The 15,813-nt window shown below is 44.2% G+C and carries 16 protein-coding genes; 6 read left to right on the forward strand and 10 right to left on the reverse strand.

Going from position 1 to position 15,813, the window contains the following annotated elements:
- Window positions 1-673: 673 nt before the first annotated feature.
- On the reverse strand, window positions 674-1,237 hold the full coding sequence (locus BMX84_RS08675; RefSeq protein WP_091488931.1) for an NADPH-dependent FMN reductase: 564 nt from the start codon (window positions 1,235-1,237) through the stop codon (window positions 674-676).
- A gap of 180 nt (window positions 1,238-1,417) precedes the next feature.
- Here BMX84_RS08675 and BMX84_RS08680 point away from each other — a divergent pair, with 180 nt between their 5' ends.
- On the forward strand, window positions 1,418-1,978 hold the full coding sequence (locus BMX84_RS08680; RefSeq protein ID WP_091488932.1) for a TetR family transcriptional regulator: 561 nt from the start codon (window positions 1,418-1,420) through the stop codon (window positions 1,976-1,978).
- A gap of 51 nt (window positions 1,979-2,029) precedes the next feature.
- Here BMX84_RS08680 and pgeF read toward each other — a convergent pair whose 3' ends face one another.
- Entirely contained in the window at window positions 2,030-2,761 is a 732-nt protein-coding gene (pgeF, locus tag BMX84_RS08685; protein WP_091488934.1) for a peptidoglycan editing factor PgeF, read from the reverse strand.
- A gap of 166 nt (window positions 2,762-2,927) precedes the next feature.
- On the opposite strand from pgeF, the gene BMX84_RS08690 reads away from it, so the two are divergent.
- The 3 genes from BMX84_RS08690 to BMX84_RS08700 all read left to right on the forward strand — a co-directional run bounded on the left by BMX84_RS08690 (window position 2,928) and on the right by BMX84_RS08700 (window position 4,301).
- Window positions 2,928-3,461, forward strand: a complete 534-nt coding sequence (locus tag BMX84_RS08690) for a DUF2975 domain-containing protein (RefSeq protein ID WP_091488935.1) — start codon at window positions 2,928-2,930, stop codon at window positions 3,459-3,461.
- 183 nt (window positions 3,462-3,644) lie between these two features.
- Window positions 3,645-4,076 (forward strand): DUF2975 domain-containing protein, encoded by a 432-nt coding sequence (locus tag BMX84_RS08695; RefSeq protein WP_091488937.1) that lies wholly within the window; start codon window positions 3,645-3,647, stop codon window positions 4,074-4,076.
- Window positions 4,077-4,091: 15 nt separating this feature from the next.
- Window positions 4,092-4,301, forward strand: a complete 210-nt coding sequence (locus tag BMX84_RS08700; RefSeq protein ID WP_091488938.1) for a helix-turn-helix domain-containing protein — start codon at window positions 4,092-4,094, stop codon at window positions 4,299-4,301.
- A 378-nt stretch (window positions 4,302-4,679) separates the two neighbouring features.
- On the opposite strand, the gene BMX84_RS08705 is transcribed toward BMX84_RS08700, so the two are convergent.
- The gene (locus tag BMX84_RS08705) at window positions 4,680-5,783 is read right to left on the reverse strand and encodes a Glu/Leu/Phe/Val family dehydrogenase (RefSeq protein ID WP_091488940.1); all 1,104 of its coding nucleotides are present in this window, start codon (window positions 5,781-5,783) and stop codon (window positions 4,680-4,682) included.
- 148 nt (window positions 5,784-5,931) lie between these two features.
- Between BMX84_RS08705 and BMX84_RS08710 the strand changes: the two genes are divergently transcribed.
- Complete coding sequence (locus tag BMX84_RS08710) at window positions 5,932-6,819, forward strand: LysR family transcriptional regulator (protein WP_091488942.1); 888 nt, start codon at window positions 5,932-5,934, stop codon at window positions 6,817-6,819.
- A 39-nt stretch (window positions 6,820-6,858) separates the two neighbouring features.
- Here BMX84_RS08710 and BMX84_RS08715 read toward each other — a convergent pair whose 3' ends face one another.
- The 7 genes from BMX84_RS08715 to BMX84_RS08745 all read right to left on the reverse strand — a co-directional run bounded on the left by BMX84_RS08715 (window position 6,859) and on the right by BMX84_RS08745 (window position 14,817).
- Window positions 6,859-8,256 carry a dihydrolipoamide acetyltransferase family protein gene (locus BMX84_RS08715; protein ID WP_091488943.1) on the reverse strand — a complete coding sequence of 466 codons (1,398 nt, stop codon included), beginning with the start codon at window positions 8,254-8,256 and terminating at the stop codon, window positions 6,859-6,861.
- Window positions 8,257-8,268: 12 nt separating this feature from the next.
- Window positions 8,269-9,255, reverse strand: a complete 987-nt coding sequence (locus tag BMX84_RS08720; protein ID WP_091488945.1) for an alpha-ketoacid dehydrogenase subunit beta — start codon at window positions 9,253-9,255, stop codon at window positions 8,269-8,271.
- Window positions 9,256-9,279: 24 nt separating this feature from the next.
- Window positions 9,280-10,269, reverse strand: coding sequence for a thiamine pyrophosphate-dependent dehydrogenase E1 component subunit alpha (locus tag BMX84_RS08725; protein WP_091488982.1), 990 nt, complete (start codon window positions 10,267-10,269; stop codon window positions 9,280-9,282).
- A 21-nt stretch (window positions 10,270-10,290) separates the two neighbouring features.
- Window positions 10,291-11,706 (reverse strand): dihydrolipoyl dehydrogenase, encoded by a 1,416-nt coding sequence (lpdA, locus tag BMX84_RS08730; protein WP_091488946.1) that lies wholly within the window; start codon window positions 11,704-11,706, stop codon window positions 10,291-10,293.
- Between the two features lie 20 nt (window positions 11,707-11,726).
- Window positions 11,727-12,227 (reverse strand): acetate and sugar kinases/Hsc70/actin family protein, encoded by a 501-nt coding sequence (locus BMX84_RS08735; RefSeq protein ID WP_091488948.1) that lies wholly within the window; start codon window positions 12,225-12,227, stop codon window positions 11,727-11,729.
- 216 nt (window positions 12,228-12,443) lie between these two features.
- On the reverse strand, window positions 12,444-13,625 hold the full coding sequence (locus BMX84_RS08740) for an SDR family oxidoreductase (RefSeq protein ID WP_091488949.1): 1,182 nt from the start codon (window positions 13,623-13,625) through the stop codon (window positions 12,444-12,446).
- Between the two features lie 208 nt (window positions 13,626-13,833).
- A complete protein-coding gene (locus tag BMX84_RS08745) occupies window positions 13,834-14,817 on the reverse strand; it encodes a ring-cleaving dioxygenase (RefSeq protein ID WP_091488951.1) in 984 nt (327 codons plus the stop codon).
- A gap of 269 nt (window positions 14,818-15,086) precedes the next feature.
- On the opposite strand from BMX84_RS08745, the gene BMX84_RS08750 reads away from it, so the two are divergent.
- Window positions 15,087-15,620, forward strand: a complete 534-nt coding sequence (locus BMX84_RS08750) for a YhfM domain-containing protein (RefSeq protein WP_091488953.1) — start codon at window positions 15,087-15,089, stop codon at window positions 15,618-15,620.
- Window positions 15,621-15,813: the final 193 nt, after the last annotated feature.

Genomic DNA, 15,813 nt, shown 5'->3' on the forward strand with positions numbered 1-15,813 from the left:
AATCGCTGACGATTGCTAACATAATAAGAGTTCTTTTACTGTTTATATGTATAACATGATTTCTTTTGTGCCCTTCGTCTCGACTTTTCTTTTGTGAAGGGCACATATCCACTCGTTTTGTGACCTTCAGCTCTCCTTATCTTTCACGAAGGGCACATATCCACTCGTTTTGTGACCTTCAGCTCGCTTTATCTTTCATGAAGGGCACATATCCGCTCGTTTTGTGACCTCCAGCTCTCCTTATCTTTCACGAAGGGCACATATCCGCTCGTTTTGTGACCTCCAGCTCTCCTTATCTTTCACGAAGGGCACATATACCTACTTTTTGTGACCTTCAGCCCGCTTTATCTTTCACGAAGGGCACATATCCGCTCGTTTTGTGCCCTTCAGTGCTCCGTTTCTTTCACGAGGGACATATATATCTACTTTTTGTGACCTTCAGCTTTACTTGCCTTTCACGAAGGACACATATACCTACTTTTTGTGCCTCTCATCCTGACTTTTCTTTCACGAAGGGCAGATAACTACTTCTTTTGTGACCTTCAGCCCGCTTTATCTTTCACGAAGGGTACATATCCGCTCGTTTTGTGCCCTTCGTCTCAACTTTTCTTGCCTGAAAGGCGCAAAAAAAGACCGAACAGGACGATCCTGTTCGATCCACTTAGATTATATATTAAGCACGTGTACCTTTTAATCCTTTACTCCAGGCAGCTGTTGTTTCAAGAACCGCTTGGATCGTTGCGTTGTGTACTTCTGATGGACGGAATGTCGTCATTTCTTCAAAGTCTGTGAACAAGCTGAAGGCCCCAGCCGGTCCGACAGTCGCAACGTTAGCGTTGGATAAGATGTGACGCAGGCTCAACTGAGCAGCCACACCTAAAGTCGATCCGTATGCTACGATACCAGCTGCTTTATTTCCCCATTCAGGACCTAAATAGTCGATCGCATTTTTTAATGAAGGTGTGATCGCATTGTTGTATTCAGGTGTGACAAAAACGAATCCATCCAATGAATCGATTTTTTCTGACCAGCGATTGTTTTCTTCTTTCTCGTAATTCTTGTTTGCCATTGCAGGCGGCATTGCTTCGTTGAATAATGGTAAGTCAAATTCTTTAATGTCAACAAGCTCAAATTCTGCTCCATCGACCTGTTTTGCTTTCTCTAATACGTATTCTGCTACTTGCTTGTTTACACGTGCATCTCGCGAACTTCCTGTAACGACTCCTATTTTCACCATGTTATAATTCCTCCTATTTTCTATGCGTTTGTTAACTAACTTTAAGTAAGCTAACTACAGTACTTATTATAGGTCAGCTTGACTAAAAGTTAAACCAACAGTATAGTAGATGTGTTGCTTAAGTAACACTTTTTGATTATTGTTTATTAACCTATTCCTTTTGTAAGGGGGAAAATCCATATGATGGAGACAAAAACCGATCCGCGTGTGTTGCGTACTCGAAAGTTGATCACAGATGCTTTTATAAAACTTTCTCAATCAAAGTCTTTTTCTGATATTTCTGTCAAAGATATCACAGAAGAAGCGATGATCAATCGCGCAACATTTTACAATCACTTCCTGGACAAGTATGATCTGCTGGAAAAAGTGGTGGAAGAAAAACTGCATCTGAATCTGGGATGCGACAAGCAGAAGACCACGTTAACGATTGAAGAAACCATTAAAACCGTTTTTCTATCCTTGACTCGTTTTAAAACCTCTGTCAGTACGATATCCGGGCAAGAGGAACAAGAGACGATTGATACGATCATAAAGCTGGAACTGGTCAATATCTTTTCCAGAAAACTGAGCGAGATCGATGTTTCATTAAATGCAAGTCTTAAACTGAAACTGGCCAGATGGCTGACTGCGACAGTTAGAAGTACGAGTCAGGACTGGGTGGAATCCGATAACGCTGAAGAACCTGAAGAGTATATCGCTTCGCTTATTCCATTTATTATGTGCGGCATCGAAACGTTATAATTAAAAACATCCTAAGACATTTTTGTCTTAGGATGTTTTACATTCATTAATTTAGATATCACTCTTCATCATCGTCAGCAAGCCATTCAGCTGATACTCCGGTCCTTCTCCTCTCGCCGAATGCAGCTCTGCACTCTTATAGGTCGATGTCCGCTCCACTTCCATATTCTCTGCTTTGATGCCTGCTTCAAGAAGGATAGATACGTTTGCATCGGTCATACTCATTTTGTACTTTTCTCCATGCAGTTTGAAAAAGTCGTCACGATTTTTTACAGCGCTGAATGCCTCATACACTTCCGGACCCACTTCATAATTCTCCTGGTCGATCGACGGTCCCACGTAGACAAGCAAGTTTTTTCTATTACAGCCAAACGCCTCTTCCATCTTCTCGATAGCTTTTATTGAAATGTGTTTCACCGTGCCACGCCACCCCGAATGAACTACAGCCTGAACACGTTTTTTAGGATCGAATAAGATGATCGGTGTGCAGTCCGCATACTTGATGAGCAGGGCTATATCCTGTTTGTTCGTGATCAGTCCATCTGTTTCTTTGAAGGTCCTGCCGTATACAAAGTCTTCACCGTTTTCTCCATCGACTACTTCGACATGATCGGTATGCATCTGCTGACCAGTGTAGATTTCTGAAGGTTCTATATTCATATCAGTTAAGAGTCGGTCAACGTCTTCGACGATTTTATTTCCGGCTTTCTGGTATCTGAAGTTATAGTCAGAACCGGCGATTTTATTTAACAAACCATGTTCTTCAAGTAATTTCGAGTGCATGCTTTTTCATCCTTTAAAATAAGATTTGTTTCATTATAGCATATCAGATATCACTATTAAAATTTATGTAAATAGCAAACAAATTAATGCTTATCGATAATTTATTGTTGATTTTTATAAATTTTAGGTGTACACTTGCTTTAAATAATATAAAGGAGTGAGTCTGATGAACATCAAACAATTTAGAAGTGTCAGTCGGTTTACATCAGTTATTTTAAAAATAGCCTCACTATGGATTGCCATATCTGTTACGTCATTAATATTTGCCTATTTCAATACTGAAGGGGATGTCTGGTTTAATTTCCCCAATCCAGATTTTCCTATACTAAATTCAGTAAGCGGACCTCTTTCCGATGCTGGCATGCAGCTTGGCGCCCTTATAATCGTGCCTCTTATGACCCTAGTCACCTGCTATGTTTTATGGAGAGGCAGTCAGTTATTCAAGTACTTAGCTGAAGGGAATACACCTTTTTCTTTCGACTTTTCTCAATCAGTGAAACAGTTAGGACTGATTCTGATCATCACTGATATAGCATTCCCTCTTCTCTACTCTTTTATTGTGACAACATTAATGGAAGATGGTCACTATTTTATTTTCGGTGTCGGCTCTTCATTGTTGATCGGTCTGATACTTTTTGCTGGAGCTGAGATTTTCAATTACGCGATCAATTTACAACAACTCGCAGATGATACGGTGTAAACTATAAACAGGAGAAAGGTTTATCCGTCTCTCTCGATCTTTTTACAAAGATCATACATAAAAAACAAAGGAGTGAGTCTCATGAATATCAACCAATTTCGAAGGGTAAGTAAATTCCTTTCTTTAATTTTACAGTTAATTGGTCTATTTTGTATTGCTATAATACTAATAGGAATAATAGCTATGCTTTTTACAGAATCGGGAGCTTCGTTTACTGTTAAAACGCCCGAAAATGCTTTCGTAACTTTTAATGATTCACGCGTAACGGAAGCTGATCATGCATTTACTTCATTCATTATAGCCCCATTATTTCTTTCAGCTTACAGTTATATCTTGTTTAAAGGAAGTTTTTTATTTGACCGCTTAGCCGATGGGAAAACACCCTTTACCTACGATTTTGCCGAATCAGTGAAATGGATCAGTTTCTTTTTGATTGCTTTTGATATCCTGCTACCGTTACTCTATTCATTGATTGTCAACTTGAGTGCAGATAGAGGATTTTATTTCAATTTCGGGCTCACTTCTTCTTTCCTCGTCGGATTGATTTTATATATCGTCAGTGGGGTTTTAAAATACGGCATCAGTCTGCAGGAGTTAGCTGATGATACGGTCTAAAAGGAGGAGACGCATATGCCGATCGTTGTGAGATTGGACAGAGTGATGGCCGACAGAAAGATGCTGCTCAAAGACCTGGCTGAAGAAGTCGGCGTATCCAATGTCAACTTATCAAAACTGAAAACCGGCAAGGCAGTCGCCGTTCGCTTCTCGACACTAGAAGCCATCTGCGAAGCGCTGGACTGTCAGCCGGGAGATATACTGGAGTACGAGAAAAAAGAGTAGATTTTCATACTGAGTGGAATGAATAAACGTCGCATGACGCTTATTCTTCATTATTCTGAAAGGAAACCCTTCGGCTGTTGAGCCGAAGGTTTTTTTGCTTCTATTATATCGAGTTCAGCATATACTTGTACCATTAAACTACACTTAAAAAACATTATGTTTAAGTTCGCTCAGAGCTCTGAACTTCATAAAAACTCTTCTAAGTGTAGTTCAGTCTATTAATTTAGTGCCCAACTTGACTAAATGGTCAATATGTCCAGTTCGTGCAGCTTGACGCCCTGTGAACTAGACTTTACTACTCGGAAACAAACTTTAAAAGAAGACTAAAACAGTTAAAGCCCCATTCCTCTAATCGAGGAGCGGGGCTTTTCGTACCGCTTACCGGTTGATGATCGATTTACCGTTTTGTGTAAAGATGCTTCGCGTGTTTCTGATGGCTTTGATGCGTTCTTCAGCAAGAGCATCTGCAGCTTTATAGGTCGGGATACCGTCACGTTCAGCAATTTTAAACACTTTTTCGATCTGATCATAGATACGGTCGACCGACATGCGCGCACGTGCTGCATTGTAACCACCGTTGAATTCATCTGCAACCTGGATCAGCCCGCCCGCATTCAGGATATAGTCAGGGGCATAGACCAGACCCATCTCCTCGAGTTTATCACCATGACGCGGTTCAGCCAGCTGGTTGTTGGCGGCGCCGGCAATCACTTTGATGCCCGCTTTTTTGATTTTCTCAAGGCTGTCATCGTTGATCGAGGCACCTAACGCACAAGGGGCATAGATATCGGCCTGCATCTCGAACATTTCATTAGCATCAACGATATCACAGCCAAGGTCTCTGGCTCGTTCTATTGGTCCATTGAAAAGATCAGTTGCACAGACTTTCGCACCTTCTTCAAGAGCCGCTTCTGCCAGTAGATAGCCGACTTTACCCACACCTTCGATAATAATGGTTTTTCCTTCAAGGGAATCTGTTCCGAAAGCTTTTTTGGCTGCGGCCTTCATCCCAACATATACACCATGTGCGGTAGAAGGAGATGGATTTCCTGAAGTGCCCGGTTTAAGTCCTGTTCCTGCAACATAGTTTGTTTCCTGATAAATATAATCCATTTCAACAGTCGTTGTGCCTACATCGGCCGCTGTTATGTAACGGCCATTCAATCCCTCAACAAAGCGTCCGAAGGCTCTGAACAGTGCTTCCTGACTCACCTGGTTTGCAGGATCTTTTATAATGACTGTCTTGCCACCGCCAAGAGGCAATCCGCTGGCTGCCGCTTTATAGGTCATGCCACGCGCCAGTCTCATCGCATCTTCGATGGCATCTTCTTCCTTTTCATAGGTCCAGTAACGCGTCCCGCCCAGACTTGGGCCCAAGGTCGTATCATGAATGCAGGTGATGGCCTTTAAACCTGTCTCTTCATCCTGCATAAAGACCAGTTGTTCGTAATCGTATTCTCCCATACTTTTGAATATCTCCATCAAAATAACTTCCTTTCTCTCTAATCAATATTTGCTATAGTCAGTTGTTAAATGAGAAGTCACTTAATATTTCTGTTTATTTAACCGCTTACAAATTTTTCTGTTGTATACTTGAAAAATGACTATATTAATTTGAGGGATGATTTGTTTGGATATCAAGCAGCTTAAATATTTTATAGAAATCGCCAACACCAGAAATCTGTCACAGGCGGCCAGAAATCTCTTCGTTACTCAGCCGACGCTGTCTTTTACCATTAAAAAGCTGGAAGCGGAACTCAATACCCGGCTCTTCGACCAACATGACAAGAGTTATAATCTAACTCAGTCAGGCAAGCTCCTATATAATCGGGGCGAAAAGATCGTCAATGATTTCGATACGCTGGTCAACCGCATCCAGCATATGAAGTCTGACTCGAAAGAAGTGATTCGCTTAGGCCTCACGATTTTATTCGCTGTCCAATATATGCAGCAGATCTCCAGTTTTATTGCGACCCATCAGAATGTCGACTTGATCATCACTCAAAATGGGTCACGTAAAATCCAGGAGATGCTGGCCAACGACGAGCTGGATATCGGTCTGGTATCTTTTCCGAATACCCAGTCAAACGCCATTTCGATCGAGGCCCTCAATACATCGACCAAAGGTTATAACGTGCATGTCGTCGTACCGGAAAGTAATCCTCTCTCTTCAAAAAAAGAATTAAAGTTTGAAGACTTGAAGGAGCAGCGCTTCTCGACTTTGAATGAAAACTTCATGCTCGGTCAGATGCTTCTGGACCGGAGTCGTCACTTAGGCTTTGAACCGAATATCGTCATGCAGCACGATGACCTCCAGGTTCTGCTCTACAGTTTGAAATCCCTCGACTCTATCTGTCTGCTTCCGATTGAATACAAAGCGATCGGCGCTCTGGACGGGTTGAAATGGATCCCGCTTCAGGATAAAAATGACTATTATGCCATCGGCGTCGCCTTGAAGAAAAGCAAGGCACCGACCAAAGCTATCAATGATCTGATCGATGAGATCAAAAAGAATTAAGTCTAACTGACTGTTTTGCTTTTCAAGTGAAACGGTTTTTTAGTATAAATCAGATTCATTCTTGAATCGCTGCAGATTCTCTTTCACGTCTTTCAGAAAGCGTCCGGCCTGGAGTCCGTCGATGATGCGGTGATCGATCGATAAGCACAGGTTGATCATGTCGGCTGCTTTAAATCCACCGTCTTCTGTCGGCACGAAGCGTTTGGTGATGCTTTCGACCTGCAGGATGGCTGCCTGCGGATGATTGATGATGCCCATGGACTGGACGGATCCAAAGCTGCCCGTATTGTTCACGGTCATCGTGCCGCCCTGAATATCCTGGCTGCTCAGTTTGCCGTCACGTGCACGTTCTGCCAGTCGGCTGATTTCTTTGGACAAGCCGCTGATCGAATAGTTGTCGGTATTGTGGATAACTGGTACGAATAGATGCTCATCTGTCGCCACAGCTACGGATATGTTGATGTCTTTATGATAGACGATGTTCCCGTTATCCCAGGAAGCATTCATGATCGGATGTTTTTTGAGTGCCTGAACCACAGCTTTGACAAAGAACGGGAAGTAAGACAATGTCACGCCTTCCTGTTTCTTGAACTGCTCTTTGGCTTTATTACGCAGCTTGACGATATTCGAGACATCTGCTTCCACCATCAGCCACGCATGTGGGATCTCGGTGGAACTCTGTACCATTTTCCTGGCAATAGCTTTACGGATTCCGTCAGCCGGCACCACTTCGTCTCCACTTGATGTATAGGAGACCGGTGCTTTTTTAGACTTATCTTCTTTTTCCGCTGTTTCTTTCTGTTCCTGTATAGAGGCTTCCGGAACGTCTGCTTTTGTTTCCGGTTTTGCTTCTGTCTGACTGGACACATCAAAGTTCTGGACATCTTTTCGCGTGATGCGACCGTGTTTTCCGGATCCTTCTACCTGGTTCAAGTCGATGTCGCGTTCCTGAGCAATACGGACCACAGCCGGCGAGTAACGGGTATTTTTATCAGTCAAAGGTGCTGTTTGTGAAGAAGCGCTCTTCCGATCCATTTCTTTGGTGTCTCTTTTCATTGGCCGTTTATCGGCTTCTTTATCGATTTCTTCGTTGATATGTTCGGTCATTTCTTCCTTTTTTTCGGTGTCGGAAGGAGCTTCCGCCCCAACAGGCTGTTCGGACTTGTCTTTATTTATGCTGTCATCTTCACCGGTTTCTTCCGTTTCTATTTTGACGATCGGTGTCCCGATCTCAACGTCTGTATCCAGTTCGATTAGAAATTCCTTGACGATGCCCGAATAATTCGAGGGTATCTCAGTCGTCACCTTATCCGAAACGGCTTCGGCGATGGGGTCATATTTCTCGATCCTGTCCCCTTCAGAAACCAGCCACACCGCGATCGAGGCTTCCGTGACGCTTTCGCCCAAGTGAGGCATTTCGATTATCTTTATACTCATTCACTTTCCTCCTTAAAACTCTGCAAGTTCACGCATGGCATCTAGAACTTTTTCTTCACTGATCAGAAATTCCCGTTCCAGCGGCAGTGCATACGGCATGCTTGGTGAATCCGGACCGGCCAGGCGTCTGATCGGTGAGTCCAGATCGAACAAGGCTTCTTCTGCAATGATCGCGGATATCTCACTCATGACACTGCCTTCCAGATTGTCTTCCGTGACCAGCAACACTTTCCCTGTCTTTTTCGCTGCTTTAACTAAGGTTTCTTTGTCTAAAGGATAAATGGAACGAACATCCACCACTTCCGCCTCATAGCCTTCTTTGCTCAAGGTTTCAGCGGCTTTCAGTGCATGATTCAGTACCATGCCGTAGCCGATGACCGTGATGTCGTCCCCTTCTCTGACCACATTGGCCTTATCGATCGGCACGACGTAATCATCTTCCGGTACATCCTCTTTCAGCAGGCGATATAAGCGCTTGTGTTCATAAAACACGACGGGATCGTCACAGCGGATCGCTGCTTTGATCAAACCTTTTGCATCACGTGGTGAAGACGGGGTCACGATCCGGAGTCCCGGCTGCCCAAACAAAACTTTTTCCGTCGACTGGGAGTGATATAATCCCCCACGCACGCCGCCGCCATAAGGTGCACGGAACGTGATCGGTGCAGTCCAGTCGCCCTGCGTACGGTAACGCATACGACTCGCTTCTGAAATCAGCTGGTTCACAGCCGGAAGCAGGTAGTCAGCGAACTGAAATTCTCCGATCGCCCGGTACCCCACTGTTCCAAGACCGACCGCCAGTCCGCCGATCAGTCCTTCCGTCAGCGGTGTATTGAAACAGCGGTCATCTCCAAACATTTCGGCTAGTCCTTTGGTCACTCCAAAGACCCCGCCCTTTACGCCTCCGACATCTTCGCCGAAAATCACGACATTTTCATCACGTGCCATTTCTTCTTCGATTCCTTTATGAATGGCTTCTAAGTAAGTCATCATTGCCATAGGCCTTACGCATCCTTTCTTCGTTTAATTATCTGCATAGACTTCTTTGAGTATGTCTTCAGCTTTTGGATCAGGCATGGCTTCTGCTTCATCCGTGGCTTTATTGATTTCTTTTTTCAGTTCTGCATCGATCTCTTTCATCTGTTCACGAGTCAGATAGTCTTCATCGATCAGCTGTTTCTCAAACAGGAGCAGACCGTCATTTTTCTTCAGGTTCTCAATATCCTCTTTTGTTCGGTAAACTGAATGATCATCGTCTGCGGAATGCGAGGTCAGACGCGTGACCATCATTTCGATCAGTGCCGGTCCAAATCCTTTGCGGGCGTCTTCAACCACTTTTTTGAAGGCGAGGTAGGATTCGACAAAGTCGTTCCCATTGACTTGGATACCAGTCATGCCGAATGCCGGTCCGCGGTCGGACAGTTTCTCACTGGCATATTGTTCGTCTCTTCCAACAGAGATCGCATAGCCGTTGTTTTCGATCACAAAAATCAGCGGCAGTTTTTTGACGCCGGCAAAGTTCATCGCTTCCTGCACTTCCCCCTGGTTGGCAGAGCCTTCACCAGTTGTGGTCAGCGTCACGTAGTCTTTTTTAGCAAGCTGAGCCCCATAGGCCACGCCTGTCGCCACGGTGTACTGCGTGCTGACTGTGGAGGAATGCGAAATGATATTGTGTTCTTTTGAACCGTAGTGGTTTGGCATCTGGCGTCCGTGAGAAGAAGGATCATCCTCTTTCCCCAGGGACCCCAGCATGATATCTTTAGGCGTCATGCCCCAGACCAGACAGGGTGCCATATCGCGGTAATAAGGCAGGAAATAGTCTTTCTCATGTTCGAAAGCCATCGCCATCGCCACTTGTCCCACTTCATGTCCCTGTCCTGAGATATTGAAGGAGGTCTTGCCGATACGTGTCAGCTGCCATAGGCGTTCGTCCAGACGCCGTCCCATTAAAACATGGCGATAAGCCTGGACGATTTCTTCTTTACTTAATCCTGATTCTTTCAGTTTTTTCATCATCTGTTCACACTCACTTTCTTATTTATGAACCGCTAATTTATAGACATCCAGAGACGCTTCCATGATCCCTTCAGATAAGGTCGGATGCGGATGGATCGCTTCGCCGATCTCCAAAGGTGTGGCATTCATGTAGATGGCTGTGCTGGCTTCTGAGATCAGATCTGTTGCATGCGGGCCAATGATGGACATCCCGATCAGATCATCCGTTTCTTCATCTCTCAGCACTTCCACAAAACCTTCAGCATTGCCGTGAATAAGTGCTTTGCCGTTCCCGTTAAAATTAAAGGTCCCTACTTTGACCTTCCTGCCTTTAGGAAGTGTTTCTTTCGTATAGCCGACACTTGCGATTTCAGGTGTCGTATAGGTACAGCGCGGGACATTCAGATAGTTGATCGGTTCGCTTGTTTCCCTGATCATATGCTCGACGGCCAATTCGCCTTCTTTCATGGCGACATGAGCCAGCTGCAGTGTGTTGATGCAGTCGCCGATTGCATAGATATGACTTTCTGTCGTCTGATAGTGGTCATTCACCTGTATGCCTTTGGCGTCGTATTTGACTGAGGTGTTTTGAAGGCCGATGCCCTCCACGTTCGGTTTTCTGCCGATCGCGACCATCACCTTATCAAAGTCCATCGGTGCATCTTTCCCTTTAACAGACAGTTTGACTCTTCCGTCTGTTTTATCGACGCCTTCAACGAGCTGGCTGAGTTCCACCTTGATCCCTCGTTTTTCAAACTGTTTCTTGAGCGCTTTTGAAACGGTCTTGCTTTCGTTGACAATCAGCCGGTCGAGAGCTTCAAAAACCGTCACCTCGACACCCAGACCGTGCAGCAGCGATGCCCATTCCACACCGATTACGCCACCGCCGATAATAGCGATGGATTCCGGCAGTTCTTCCAGCTGCAGCATGCCGGTGGAAGACAAAATCGTTTCTTCATCCAGGGGCAGATGCGGCAAGGTTGCCGGACTGGAGCCGGTCGCAATGATCAGTTTTTTTGAAACATAGATTTCTTCTTCTTTGTCTTCATCATCAAAGGTCACAGCGACTGCACCGGACACCGGCGAAAAGATCGACGGACCTAATACAGCCCCTTTGCCGTGGACGACTTTGATCTTGTTTTTCTTCATCAGTCCCTGTACGCCATGGTGCAGCTGGTCTACGATAGCCTGCTTCCGTTCATTGACCTTGGTAAAGTTGACTTGAACCGCATCACTGACGTCTATGCCAAAATCTCCAGCTTCTTTCAGGGTACCCATGACTTCTGCACTTCTTAGTAACGCTTTCGTTGGGATGCAGCCGCGGTGTAGACAGGTCCCGCCAAGCTTGTCCTGTTCAGTGAGTACAACATCCATACCCGTCTTCGCCGCCTGGATCGCCGCAACATAACCGCCTGTCCCTCCGCCTAATATCAGGAGTTCTGTTTCTATCGCCATCTTTTTCCCTCGTTTCCTCTCTAATTTATCTCGCTGTATCGCTTCGGTTCTTCTTCCTTATTCAGTACACGCATGACACCTTCATGCAGGGCATCCATTTCCATCTCACCCGGCATGACTTCCACCGGTGCGATCCATTCCACACGCTCTTTTGTATGGCTGACAATGAACTCACTATAACTGCCGCCACCTGTCAGAATGATCACATCGACCTTGCCCTTTAAGACCGTCGCCATTTCGCCAATGGCTTTAGCAAGCTGATAGGTCATCGCACGAAGGATGAGTTCTGCTTCCTTATCACCCTTATTGATCATTTCAAGAACGTTTCTTATATCGATTTCGTTTAAGTACGATTTCATCCCGCCGTTACCGGCAAGTAGTTTCTTCACCTGATCCAGATCGAGCTGTTGCTCAAGTATCATTTTCGCAAAGTCATAAAGTGGTAATCCACCAGTCCGTTCGGGTGTGAACGGGCCTTCCCCGTCCAGTCCATAATAAACGCATGGAACATCCGGTATCATTCTCCTGTTATATCTTCCATCCACTCTATACTTGAAAGCTTTAAGTGAAGCATCTTGTTGTTTACCGCTCTGATTTCAATGATCGGCAATCGATATTTGCTCATTAAAAAGAGACACTGCACACACCTGTATGTGTGCCAGTGTCTCTTTCTCTGTTAAGCTGCCTACGTGCTTAGACAGACAACAGTTTCTGTTCTATACGTTTTTTTATTTCTATCAATGGCTTAAATGTCTGATTTTTCGTTTCATTTTTCCATACTTCCATGCTTTTTTAGGATGTTTGAACATCATCTTGGTCTTTTTCATACGATAAGCTTCTTTTAATTTCTGTGCTTTGCTTTTATTATTTCCGGAAAACAGCAGGAAGGACAAGCTTGTTACTCCTATGATCATAATCGGAATCAAGAAGAGCAATGGATGTTTTTTAACTTTGACAAGCAAACTACCCTTGCGTGTCCAGCCAATGTTATTCCCGCCTCTTTCTTTCAACTGCTCCCCTTCTCCATATAATGAACTTTGAAGCGGAGATTCAGCATCCTTAGATTCATCATAGTTTGTATCATAAATCGACTTTTCCAGATAGCGGTCGGTAAAGCGTGGCATCAAAGCCCCCATTAAACTTATCATCTTCGACTGACCACCGACATACATGTCTCTGACTGGATGTTCAGCAGTATAGAGAATAGATTCCGCCACGCTTTCCGGCGGGTACATCATACCATCGTGTGAAGGCGCCTTATCTATATAGCTGGCTGCATGTTCTGCATAAGGGGTATCTATGCGTGCTGGATGGATTTGAGTCACAACGACCGGCAGATGTTCTTTTTCCGCTTCCATTCTTAAAGCATCCGTGAAACTGTGTACAGCGAATTTGGATGATGAGTAAGTTCCCTGGATCGGGAAGGTGCGATTACCGAGTACACTTCCCATATTGATCAGTGCACCAGCTGTTTCTTTTTCTCTGAAATGATCGATCGCTGCCAGTGAACCGTATACGGTGCCCCAGTAATTGATTTCAAACAGTTCACGAGCATCGACGATCGGTACATCGGTCAGATGTCCGTATATAGCCACTGCTGCATTATTGACCCAGGTATCGAAGCCACCAAAAGTTTCCACCGCTTTTTCTGCCAGCTGTTTTACTTCTTCCTCTTTTGATACATCCATTTCAAGATAGACGACTTCGGTTTTTTCGCTCAGTTCGTCTGTCAGTGTTTCCAGTGCTGCTTTTTCCCGGCCTCCCAATACCAGTTTGGCTCCTTTATCAGCAGCCATGCGTGCAGTGACCAGCCCGATCCCACTTGTCGCTCCTGTGATGACAATGACCTGATCTTTCAGTTTCTTCAATTTCAACGATAGACTGTCTAAAGGTTTTCTGTCTGTTAATTCGTGCTGCATCGTTTTTGTCCTCCTTGTAGATTATGAATAAACTCTTTTTGAAATCCTTACACTCTTAATTTTAGAGTATCCCCATTGATTTCCTCAAATCATACGGCTTACACGAGGGCCTGCACAATAAGTCACTCCCCCTTGTCTTTAAACCAAAAAATCCCCTGATACAGTAAGTTGTATCAGGGGATTTTTTGGTTTTCAGTTGCTCAAATTGTTACTCGTACTCTTTCTCAAAAGTCTTTGTACTTCTGACCGTATCGATGTGACGGACTTCATTTTCGATGATGTCACGCTGAGGTTCGAGAAATGGTGGCAGAGACAATTTTTCACCCAGTGTTTCATACGGTTCATCTTCCATAAATCCTGGTCCTTCAGTCGCCAGTTCGACCAAGATGCCGGCAGTCACTCGGGCATAAAGTGAGCCGAAGTAAAAGCGGTTCACGTAACCTGAATTAGGCAGCTTGACAGCCTGGTATTTCTCCTTCCAGTTTTCAAGGTCTTCTTTATCCTCTACACGAAACGCCACATGGTGAACAGTCCCGTATCCCTGTTGATGGCGTGGAAGCTCTGTGTTGTGTTCCACAACTACTTCTGCACCATTGCCGCCTTGGCCCATTTCAAACAGATACAAATCACCTTCCTCAGCGATCTGCGTCATATCATAGACTTGTTCCAGAACGGCTTTGATATAATCCAGATCCTGGTAGCGTAAAAACATGCGTCCCAGTCCAGTGACCGCAAACTCCAGCGGGATCGGACCGTCCTGCCAGGGCGTTCCTGATTCTATGCCTGTATTTTTTTCGTCAGAAATCAGCTGGTAGTTCTGATCATCAAAGTCGACAAAAGGCAGGACTTTCTTACCGAACTGTTCCTGAATGCCTTCATGCTTCACTTCCAGACGGTCAAACCGTTTGACCCAGTAATCGAGCGCATCATCTGTAGGCACACGGAAACTTGTCCGAGCGATTTCGTCATTCCCGTGGACACCTTTTTGTATACCTGGAAAATCAAAGAAAGTCATGTCCGTCCCCGCACTCCCTGTGTCGTCCGCAAAAAATAAGTGATAGGTTTGAATGTCGTCCTGATTGACAGTCTTTTTGACCAGACGTATGCCAAGAACATGAGTGAAAAAGTCATAGATTTTTTCAGCGCTGCTAGTAATGGCTGTCACGTGATGGATCCCTTTGAGTTGGTTCATGTATAGTGTCCTCCTGTAAACTTAGTTGTTATAGTACCATTTATATTTCGAATTCGAGATAATTATAACGCATACCCTATATCAAGTCAAATTAACGGTATGACAAGTGTTTCCTTATGTCTAAAGTGTTTATCCTTGTCTTTCTTATATACTTAAGACTTTTAAAAATGCATCAAAATAAATATTATTTTTCAGGGATAATTGCTATACTTGAATTAATCAATATGAGTCTTACTGTTGCGGTAGGATTCAACACGGGAGGGTAAATGATGAAGTTAATGAAGGTTGCTCCATTTTTAGTTGGAACGGCGTTACTTCTTGTTGCCTGCGGCGAGCAGGACGACACGACCTCTGACCCGGCAGGATCCATTGCCGAACAGAAGGAAGGTATCTATGAATCGGCTCAGTCCGATTCTGAACATTATCTCAAGCTGGTGGAAAGAGCCAAACCTGTCTGGGCAGGTATATCCTATGCTTCGCTTTCGGGTTCAGTCAGTTCGGACTACATCGCAGAAATCGAGGATACAGAATCTCTGCAGTTTATTGTGGATGAAATGATCGAAGGATCAGAAAGACAACCGGGTATAGTAGATGTCACCCAGCCCTACTACGATATGAAAATAGACTATGCAGATGGCTCAGAAGAAGTGTTCCACCTCTGGGTCACTGAAGATGAATTGACTGGGACCATCATGGACAGCGAGAACACACATTTTATCTACACGTTTTCAGATGAGGTTTCAGAACAGTTTCTTTCACTTTTACCGGATGAGCTGATTTTAGAAGAACCTTTATCTGATTGATGAAGGTTCTTAATAAGTCTCCTTTTACAGTAACAAACTTCTATTCTACATATTTATTAAAAGATTCACTAAATATATCCTAATAACAAAGCTACTTATGCATTTAACTATTATTTAATTTTACTTTATTAATGTTGTCTGTATATTATTATATATATTTATAATTGTTATATTTAACTTAACTAATCAATAA

It is taken from the genome of Alkalibacterium putridalgicola, assembly GCF_900109825.1.
GTDB lineage: Bacteria > Bacillota > Bacilli > Lactobacillales > Carnobacteriaceae_A > Alkalibacterium > Alkalibacterium putridalgicola.